Raw genomic sequence first — 9,033 nt, 5'->3', positions numbered from 1 at the left:
TATTAAATCGGACAATCGGACCATCTCCCCCAACAATACACTCTTGTATTCAACCGGATTTGATATTACTCCTTACTCCTTACTCCTTACTCCTTACTCCTTACTCCTTACTCATTACTCATTACTCATTACTCCTCAGTAATACGATAACTAATTACCCGGATTCTATATCAGAGTATATTTGACATACTCCCGACGTTGCCCTTACGGGACAACGCGGGATTCTGAGCGTCTGGGAAACCCTGACCGCGGAGCATGACAGAGGTGATGTCCTCCCCCTGTGTTGACATTGATAATAACAAAATGCTCCTAGCTTGTGTCTTGGGCCTATGAACGTTTAGCTTATGAAGGTATCCGAATCCGGGCCCAGGCTTTCATCCCGACGCTCCCCCTCCCCCCTATGCACGGGGGGTTAGGGGGGATGGAGAGCGCAGGACTTCCCGCCAGGAAAGTTAAAGCTGGAGTGATCGCTTATTTCCAAATCTTCTAAATTATTAAGATTTCAGTTCATTTTTTCCTCAATAAAGCATTCATTACTCTAGTTTTAGGAATAGAGAACAGAGAACAGGGAAAAGGGAATAGGTAGCAGAAATTCATCGTAAACATTGATCAGACTGGTATAATTATTGTACAAAAATGGATCTATAGCACTTGACCTTAACAGTCGTGTTGACTCAAGTCCCAGCACCCCCATTTACAAAAGTACCGAAGAGAGAAAAACTAGATATAATATTCAGTCAAAACAAACTTTTACCAATTAGGTGCTATGAGAAAGCAATCGCCAGATCCTAATTACACCACTCGTGTTTTTGGGGGGTGTTTAGAATTAGTTAATTTGCTAGGAGGAATCTTTTTACTTCTTCTTATCGGGACTGATGCATGGTCATACAGTTTTAGTGGTCGTGGTTTTAGACTTTTTTTTGGCTCTCTTCTATTATCTTTACTTGTAACTCTTATTTTTAAGAATTACAGGTTAAAAAAGATAGCTAATATTGAATTATAAATCAAAAATACTTCTCTTCAAACAGAAGACATCAGAACAAAAAAAAATTGATAATGAAGGTGAAAATAGTTCTCAAAAATTAGAAGAATTAAAGGATATGTATAACGATATGCGTTCTGACTTAAAAGGAAAATCTAGAAAACTATCGTTCTGGCAATCTTCCTTATTGCTTCCTACCATATTAATTTTTGTAGTTACCTTTGGATTACAAATACTTAAAACTATTATTAATATTAAACGGATTGAAACTACTCAGGAATTAGGACGAGAAATTTATACACCAAAAATACTGTTAATATTGGCATCAATAAAACAAGCGATCGCCTGACTCACAACAAGAGCGATCGCTACTCCTATCCAACTAAAAATATCCATTACTGGACGGCTCAAATTTTGATTTGGCTGATACACTTTTTTATACCCATCTTTGTACAGTTCAGTTTTTTTATCCATTTTCTGTATTAGATTGGGTTAAAATATCCAAAACTTACTATATATAAGCGGGTAGTCCTGGATAGTAATGGCGAAGACTATATATATGTTTTGTAATTTATTCCCACACTTCCCACACCTCCCACGCCTCCCACACTTTACTCTACCATTACTATGCACCACCACCCATAAGCAGAAGCGGGTAGGGGGAATCGAACCCCCATCATTAGCTTGGAAGGCTATACACTAATTCACTCGTGTTGTTGTTATTTAATTGTCCTGATGGTTGAATTTTTTCCAGACTTATGTACTTGATACACTTTTTGGAAAATTTCATGGACAAAGATAAGGCCATTTTTGCGCCTAGAGGTATTGCCCGTCTAGAGTCTTTCCGTGGCCGATTGCGTATTCGTTTTCCCAAAAATCTATTTGATGGCCAGGCTAGGACTGTTGCTTTAAATTTGCCGGATTTGCCTAAGTACCGTGCGATCGCTGAAGCTAAGGTTGAGGCGATTAATTCAGATATTGCTCTAGATAGATTTGACTTTACATTGGGGCGCTATAGACCTCAAAGCAGGCAACAGGCAGGATTGGAAACAAAAGATGTCCCTCCCGACCTCTCGTTGCTAGAGTTGTGGGATAATTATTATGAGTATGGATTGCTTCGTTGGAAGGAAAGTACAAAGATGTATCTTCAAACTTCTGTCAGGCGATGGTTGGAAAAGGCAGAAGCTAGCCAGATTCGTTGTATCGAAAAAGCCTTGGAATTAAGAAAATTTTTACTGACAAGCACTTCCGAATCTATGGCGAAGAGGGTGTTGACTTATGTTAATGCCGCTTACAAATTGGGTTTAAAGCAGAAATTATTGGATAAAGAAAACCCTTATGACGGGATGGCTAACGAGCTTAAGCATAATTATCAAAAATCGGCTATGCCTTTGGCCTTTACTCCAGTAGAAAAACTTACAATATTGGACAATTTCGCCAACCACAAAGGAAATTGGAATGGCCGAGGTCTGACGGGGAAAGGTTATTAACTACAATAACTTCAGCCAAAACGCTTGGGAACGGATGGTTTCAGAGCCTGTAAAAGAATCAACTCCTTACTCATGTCGCGATACGTTTATTACAGAGCAACTAAGTAATGGTATTAGTCCTACTATCATCGCTAAATGGTGCGACACTTCGGTAAAAATGATTGAAACTCATTATTTTGACCTAAGTGTAATTAACGTTTTGCCATTGTAAGATGCCGTTTTTTATATAGTTAAGATGGTCTATAATGCTGGCTGAACACCCCACAATTCTTTCATAAGTCTATTAGTTCAGCCCTCATTGTAGGCATCTCTATTATAATAATTTTCAAATTCTTCATCTTCCAAAGATGCTATAAACTCAAACTCCTCTATCTCTTCACTAGAAAAATAGCCATTAAATATACGATAGCCCTCTAAGTCTCCATCTTCGACGTACCAAACTGACTTATAATAAGGATATAAGTCATTGCGAAGTAACCTCCAGAAAAGATTGACTTCATAACTATCATATTGCTCATTTATTACCTTCTTATGATGTTTAAAAGTATAAGAAATAATCTTGAACCCCTCAATAAAAGGTTGTATTTTTCTTGAAACTAACTCCAGTAAAACATTATATTTTTTCTTGCAAGAGCGACCCATAAATCGTCCCGCCCAGAACCGTAGCAATGGGGGACAATCAATTCTTGTTTTCATATTTTAAAAATCTCCATTTCAACTAAAAGAAATTTTGGCATCATCAACATATATCATGTATCTTTACCCGTTTTCGTGGATTAAAGGATAGCCTTGGCTATGTACACTATCCACTGAACACCTCATCAGCCACAGGTCTTTTCCCTGCTTTAGAATAATCAATTTGTTTGGAAAGATTCGTTTTATCTATCAAGAAGTAACCGTCTAACTCGTCGCTGTAAATAGTTCTACCTGAAAAATCAAACCTATCATCAATAAAGAACACATGAATAGACTTATCCTCAACCTTGCTAACACTAGCCCAACCCTTTCCAGTGACCCACAACATAGAGTTTATAGCCATTTTTCTATGGCGTTTATCGTGATATTTGAAAGGAAATATCCTGTATGACTCGATCGCAGAACCATCAGTATAGACTGGAAAAATTTCCTCCCTTAACTCAACTTTCCGCTGTACTGTTACCTCGCGATCGCTCTCAACCTTACCACTCTTAGCCTGAGATATCTTATGAATTAACTCCATCCCCCCAGGACACCCAGAATCCCTAAGCCACTCACAAGCCTTTCTAAAACGAGCATCCCAGAAGTCGGGATTGCTATCGTAAACCTCCCTCCCTCCTTCCGGGTCAAGGAAACAGCCAATCATTATCCCCACATCATCGGCGATATCTGCCGATGCTTGTGAAATATCACACCCATATTTAGCAGCGTCTTGTATATCTGAAGCTGAAGCTGATGGACTGTCCGGTGGTGGAGGACTATCTGGTGGTGGAGGACTATCTGGTGGTGGAGGACTATCTGGTGGTGGTGGACTATCCGGTGGTGGCAGTAAAAACTCCTCTAGGAAAGGACGATCGTCATCAACTTTTTCTCTCAATCGCACTCCAGTAATCTTACTCCCCTGAGCATCTCTGGTAGAAAATATATCCGGAATCTTCAACTGATAATTAAAAAGATTCAAAAGCAAATCCTTCCACCTTTTTAGGCTGAGGATCTCAACCTTGACACTACTACAAAACTCACAATAACTAGCATACAACCATTCCTTAGCCCTCTCAAAAAGTGGCTCTCCAGGCCCCCTGGCAGGATTAAGCCTGGCTATCCCTACCTGGGTAGCCAACTTTGGCCTATAGACAAGCCTCTCATTAACCCAATCCGCAATATTGTTAGTCTTGGTCAATGTCTCAACTCTTTCCGTCCTCAGACTAATAACAAACTCATCAGTCCTTTTCAGATAATTAAAAATATCCTCGTCTGACACAGCTAACACCCAGTTCAGTAAACCCGGTAAATAGTTAGCAAAAATCCCCAAAAATTTTTGTTGAACGGGACTCCACTCAAGTAGAGTCTTCTGTTCCTTCGAAGAAATAATCTCATTAAATCTAATCCCTATCCTTCTCCGAAGAATGGCTCCAGTCTTGTCCGCGAATTGCATTTGTTCGTTGGCCGTAAGGATGGCCATCGCCGACGAGTAGAATATATCCTCTGCATCAGCAAATTTCCGCTCAAACCTAAGCGGATCACTTCCGGTAAGATTCTTAAAATTACCCACGCTCCCCGTATACCTATCTTCGTCCGGGAAACAGATCAATCTTTTGTTGCGACTGTTAGCAATCTCGAATTGATTATGCTCCCAAAGAGGTAAGGTAGTCCTATGAATATTCTCAATCCCCGTCAATCCTATTGCCAAATTCATCAAAACAGACTTCCCACTACCAGGAGGGCCATTAACTTCCAAGAACTTTTGAAGATTACATTTACCTCGAATAATGGCTGCCAGGTAACAACGAACCAACTCAACCTGGTCTAGGTTCCCCCTTAACATTGTTGTCAACCATTCCACAACAGGATTACAAGTCAGGTTAGGATTATAGTCATAGGGCAACTGCCATTTGAAATGGTATTCTGGCTTGTGGGGAAGTAACTTCTTAGTCGTCAAATCCAAAACCCCATTTTTAAGAGGTAATAAATTTGGATCTGGCAAGCCAAAACGGCGTCCAACGTGCATAGCCATCAGCTCAACCACGCCCTTGACATAAGTGTGACCAAAAGCCCAACCCCTAGCTTCAGCCTCCAACAATACACACTTTTTTATTCCCTTCTCAGCATCCAACGCACTCCATTTCCCATTCTCGTAGTGGAGCCACTCCTCATATTGGTTATCAAATTTATAGTCCTTAAAAAGTAGTCGGCAGTCAGCAGCAAAGTCGCTTTGAGGCTTGGGTACGCGAGCATCTCGGAAATCTCTCTCTATCTCTTTTTTCGACGCAAAATGTGTTTGTCTCCATCTATCAAATAACATGACCTGAGAAACTGCTTCTAATTCATGCCCCGCAGCGATTAAATCATCAATCCCTTTGCCGAACTTTTCATCCCATACGCGGACAGAAATCTCTCTGCCACCTTCGTGAAATAACGCTCTACCAAATGCCCTCAAAGCATCAGCTACTTCAGGTTTTCTGATAATATCCGCATCAAAAGCTATTTCAATCGGTCTGCCTACATTGATGAATGGCTTAAGGTTGTTTACCAACTCAAGTCGGTTATTAACACAGCCCATCTCAACACCGCACAGTCCAATAGTAGGTCGCCCCGCCACAGTGGAAGCGATCGCCTTCTTGGCTCCCTCCGTAATTCGGATCGGATGATTGGCATTCTCCTTCACCTTCTGCCAAAAATCAGCCTCAGTAGGATGTATCGGCAAAAAAGCATCGTACCCTTCCTTTTGGGTCAAGTATTTGGCGCTGGAACCGTCAGGGAACTCCATGATCGAGTCTGGTTTAAATTGACCAAACTTTGATAACTTCCCAGATTTAATATCAATACCTTGAGCGATCCAGCCTGGTGTATGTCGATAATCTTTCCAGCCAAGCCATTGCGCAATTTGCCTTGAATCTGATATACTAAAAAAGTTAGCAAGAGCCCAAGACTCTGGGATCGCCGATTCTGCAAATTCATCTAGGTGTTTTCTCTCTAAAAAGTTATTTGTAATCATCTCAAATCAAAAGTTACTTTATCCTCAAACAGACCGTAGGAGCTATTAGGGTAGCTCCTCGTTCTGTTTATCTGGCCACCGCAGGAGCGTCTCTCAAACTCCCACAGTGGCTATCGTTATATATTGTCTCGATCGCTCACAGCCTGGTCATCCTCCCCTTTGACATCAAAGCGGGAAAGAAAAGAACCCAGGTAATTCAGCCCTACTCCCTCGATCACAGGGATTTCAAAATAAATTTGGTTTTTCATTCCATTCAACTCCGTCTAACAATCGCCCACCGGCCTTGGAAGTTTTGCCTCCTACCTGCTTAAAGAAAAATCGCACTCCTGCTGCCTTACATTGGTCGCGGATGCTTCGTGCCCAGTCTAGATTGATAGATCGGTATTTTGGGCCTGATTCGCCGCCAACGATCACCCAATCAATACCTTCTAAATTGAGATTCAAAGGACCCAATAACGGTTCACAAGATAAGAACCGGATACTAGCAGGAGTTTCTCTTAGATGATCAACGCGGTGTATAAAGTCCTGACTTTCCACCGAGACACCTAGCCAGAGGTTATCCCAACCTTTATGGGTTGACTCTTCACCATCTAGTGAGAAGCTGTTACCATTTAACATTGGTACACCACCATCTACCCACATTCGAGACATAAACCTTTGCATCCTTTCAGCTCTCTTTGTCAGGACTTGAAAGTTGTGCTGAGAGCAGTTTTTGATGGTTTCAAAAACTTGTAGAATGAAGCGATCAGGGACCTGTTGGTGAAACAAATCGCTCATTGAGTTGACAAATATTTCTCTGGACTTTTTAAACTCAAATGGTTGATCCAGCCGACCTGGGTGTAAGGTTATCTTGTGGAATCCTTGAGGGTAATAGCGTTTAAGCCTTGTGTTGGCAAGACGTTCCGCGTAGCAATTTGCGCAGCCAGGACTGACCTTCGTACACCCCGTAACTGGATTCCAGGTATAGGATGTCCATTGAATTTTTGTATCTCCCATTATTTCTCTTCAACCTCTGCATTCACGATGATGTGAATGTAAGCGTGAATTGCTATGTACATAAGGAATGCATCAATGACAAGATATGTTGTCATTGATTTATTTGTGATTTTCTAGGATTCACAGGAGTGTCTTGATAAACACTCCTGTAACTATTTCAAGCGACCTTTCTCAACCTGATTTCCAACTCCCCAGTTATACACTTCAGGATTGGCAGCAATGATTTTTCCCAGTATTTTTTCTCATCAAATTCAACTTTAAATTGTGTGTATTTTGAATCCGAGTCATCTCTCAAGTGAGTTATGTAGAAATTTGGCATACTAGGGAATCCACAAGTTATTAGCCTGAACTCGTCATCAGAAATTTCTTGTGGGAAAATCTCAAATGTTGGGAAAGAATAGCGTATTTCAGTTGTCCGCAATGAGCAGAAATCCATTAGAGATGAGTGGATTTCATCTCTAACCTGCTTATCTCTTCTCCTTTTTGCCTCAGCTTCCCTTTCTGACTTGCACATATCAGAAATTTTCTGATTCCGCTTGTCTATCTCGGCCTTAGTCTTCCCAGGTCGGTACTTCTTGAGGGGACTTGATAGTGCATCAAAAATCTTTTGAGCTAATTTTGACGATTTCTGATTAGAACGCTGCCAGGTTTTTCCAGAGAGAACTGTTTTGATTCCTATATAATTCTCCGTAACACAAAAAAATCTATGTGTTGATTTCGATTCTATAGGTATCCAAGCTTCTCCATGGCAAGAATCCCACCACAAAATTTGCAACCTCTCTGGGTAGTGCCCCACCGTGTCAGTTGCATTAAGTAATAAGTCTTTACGCTTATTCTTGTCCTGCTCCTTAAGATTTGCATCTTCCCAGAGGCCGATAATTAATTCAGAATCGACATAAATTTCTTCGATATCAGACAGGGGCGATCGCTCCAGTGGCGGACAAGTTATTTCTCCGTATTTACCGAATACTTGGTAAAACCCCTCAACATTTTCTCCCCAATAAACCAGACAATGCGACTGTCGCGCGGGTGCTTTAGGTTGGTAGTTAACATCTAGAAACTTAATCCGCCCCTTCCAAAAACAGATGGATTGATTCCACAGTGGTTCAAACCACTTCGTATCGGTTGCCACCGGTAATAAAGCTATTGCCTCTGTAACATTGCCACTATCAATCTCTTCAACCAGTTTTTTGATCCATTTACCAGGGCAACTATAGGGTGGATTGATGAATACTTTGCCGTGCCACGCGCAAGCAAGTCCATCCTCTCTTATGGTTTTGTGATATTTTGCTGGTATATGTTTTCTCTCGTCGGCACAGGGATCTAGGTCGATAGTCGTCAGGACTTCTCGTACTAATTCGACTATTTGTGGTGGTGTGTACCAACAGTCCGAGTTAACCTGCTTATCGGTTCGAGATAGTTCCAGAGAAAGTTGGTGATGCCCGTGTTCCTCGCCTTGTGTATCCCCTGGCCGATAGCCTGCATCAATCGCCCCTCTGATTTTCTCAAAAATCTCCTGAGCTGATTCAGAGGTTTTATTGGTAGATTTTTGCCATCTCTTGGATTCTGGCTTACATTTAATCCCTATATAGGACTGACTATAATAGAATAGCCTGTACGATCGCTTATCATTTGTATTCCAAATTTCGCCGTGACAAGAATCCCACCACAGAATTATAGTTGTGTGTGCGTGAACTTTGTCCCTGCGAGGCGCGTAAAGCATACTCAAGTGAGCTTCTAGAATATACCCCCTACTCTCTTTGGGGACTTTTGAATCTGCATTTTTCCAAAATGCCACAGTCAAATCCTCCCCATCATGCAGATATTTCAAGCCATCTAAACCAGAATCTACTGGGGTGGTAGATTCCGTGTTT

8 protein-coding genes are annotated in these 9,033 nt (G+C 41.3%); 3 read left to right on the top strand and 5 right to left on the bottom strand.

From position 1 onward, the window contains the following. Positions 1-992 precede the first annotated feature (992 nt). Positions 993-1,331, top strand: a complete 339-nt coding sequence (locus F6K40_RS12760; RefSeq protein ID WP_293136307.1) for a hypothetical protein — start codon at positions 993-995, stop codon at positions 1,329-1,331. On the opposite strand, the gene F6K40_RS12755 is transcribed toward F6K40_RS12760, so the two are convergent. After that, on the bottom strand, positions 1,277-1,456 hold the full coding sequence (locus F6K40_RS12755; RefSeq protein WP_293136305.1) for a hypothetical protein: 180 nt from the start codon (positions 1,454-1,456) through the stop codon (positions 1,277-1,279). The two genes, F6K40_RS12760 and F6K40_RS12755, sit on opposite strands and share 55 nt — an antisense overlap. Positions 1,457-1,770: 314 nt before the next feature. Here F6K40_RS12755 and F6K40_RS12750 point away from each other — a divergent pair, with 314 nt between their 5' ends. Together F6K40_RS12750 and F6K40_RS12745 are read left to right on the top strand one after the other, a co-directional pair. Beyond that, complete coding sequence (locus tag F6K40_RS12750) at positions 1,771-2,472, top strand: Arm DNA-binding domain-containing protein (protein ID WP_293136303.1); 702 nt, start codon at positions 1,771-1,773, stop codon at positions 2,470-2,472. A gap of 34 nt (positions 2,473-2,506) precedes the next feature. Beyond that, positions 2,507-2,683, top strand: a complete 177-nt coding sequence (locus F6K40_RS12745; RefSeq protein WP_293136302.1) for a hypothetical protein — start codon at positions 2,507-2,509, stop codon at positions 2,681-2,683. Positions 2,684-2,760: 77 nt separating this feature from the next. On the opposite strand, the gene F6K40_RS12740 is transcribed toward F6K40_RS12745, so the two are convergent. From F6K40_RS12740 to F6K40_RS12725, 4 genes are all read right to left on the bottom strand, one after another. Then, positions 2,761-3,168 (bottom strand): hypothetical protein, encoded by a 408-nt coding sequence (locus F6K40_RS12740; RefSeq protein ID WP_293136301.1) that lies wholly within the window; start codon positions 3,166-3,168, stop codon positions 2,761-2,763. A 106-nt stretch (positions 3,169-3,274) separates the two neighbouring features. Continuing rightward, complete coding sequence (locus F6K40_RS12735) at positions 3,275-6,163, bottom strand: DUF3854 domain-containing protein (RefSeq protein ID WP_293136300.1); 2,889 nt, start codon at positions 6,161-6,163, stop codon at positions 3,275-3,277. 225 nt (positions 6,164-6,388) lie between these two features. Beyond that, positions 6,389-7,159, bottom strand: coding sequence for a DUF5131 family protein (locus F6K40_RS12730; RefSeq protein WP_293136299.1), 771 nt, complete (start codon positions 7,157-7,159; stop codon positions 6,389-6,391). Positions 7,160-7,316: 157 nt separating this feature from the next. Then, positions 7,317-8,957 carry a DNA N-6-adenine-methyltransferase gene (locus F6K40_RS12725; protein WP_293136298.1) on the bottom strand — a complete coding sequence of 547 codons (1,641 nt, stop codon included), beginning with the start codon at positions 8,955-8,957 and terminating at the stop codon, positions 7,317-7,319. Positions 8,958-9,033: the final 76 nt, after the last annotated feature.

The sequence above is a fragment of the Okeania sp. SIO3I5 genome (genome assembly GCF_010672085.1).
Taxonomy (GTDB): domain Bacteria; phylum Cyanobacteriota; class Cyanobacteriia; order Cyanobacteriales; family Microcoleaceae; genus Trichodesmium.
The sequence above is the reverse complement of the archived record's forward strand: the minus strand, read 5'-3'. Positions and strand labels throughout refer to the sequence as shown.

What these genes read in the sequence shown, in the direction of transcription:
- F6K40_RS12755 (WP_293136305.1), bottom strand. Translation starts at nt 1,456, where the DNA reads ATGGATAAAAAAACTGAACTGTACAAAGATGGGTATAAAAAAGTGTAT.
- F6K40_RS12750 (WP_293136303.1), top strand. Translation starts at nt 1,771, where the DNA reads ATGGACAAAGATAAGGCCATTTTTGCGCCTAGAGGTATTGCCCGTCTA.
- F6K40_RS12745 (WP_293136302.1), top strand. Translation starts at nt 2,507, where the DNA reads ATGGTTTCAGAGCCTGTAAAAGAATCAACTCCTTACTCATGTCGCGAT.
- F6K40_RS12740 (WP_293136301.1), bottom strand. Translation starts at nt 3,168, where the DNA reads ATGAAAACAAGAATTGATTGTCCCCCATTGCTACGGTTCTGGGCGGGA.
- F6K40_RS12735 (WP_293136300.1), bottom strand. Translation starts at nt 6,163, where the DNA reads ATGATTACAAATAACTTTTTAGAGAGAAAACACCTAGATGAATTTGCA.
- F6K40_RS12730 (WP_293136299.1), bottom strand. Translation starts at nt 7,159, where the DNA reads ATGGGAGATACAAAAATTCAATGGACATCCTATACCTGGAATCCAGTT.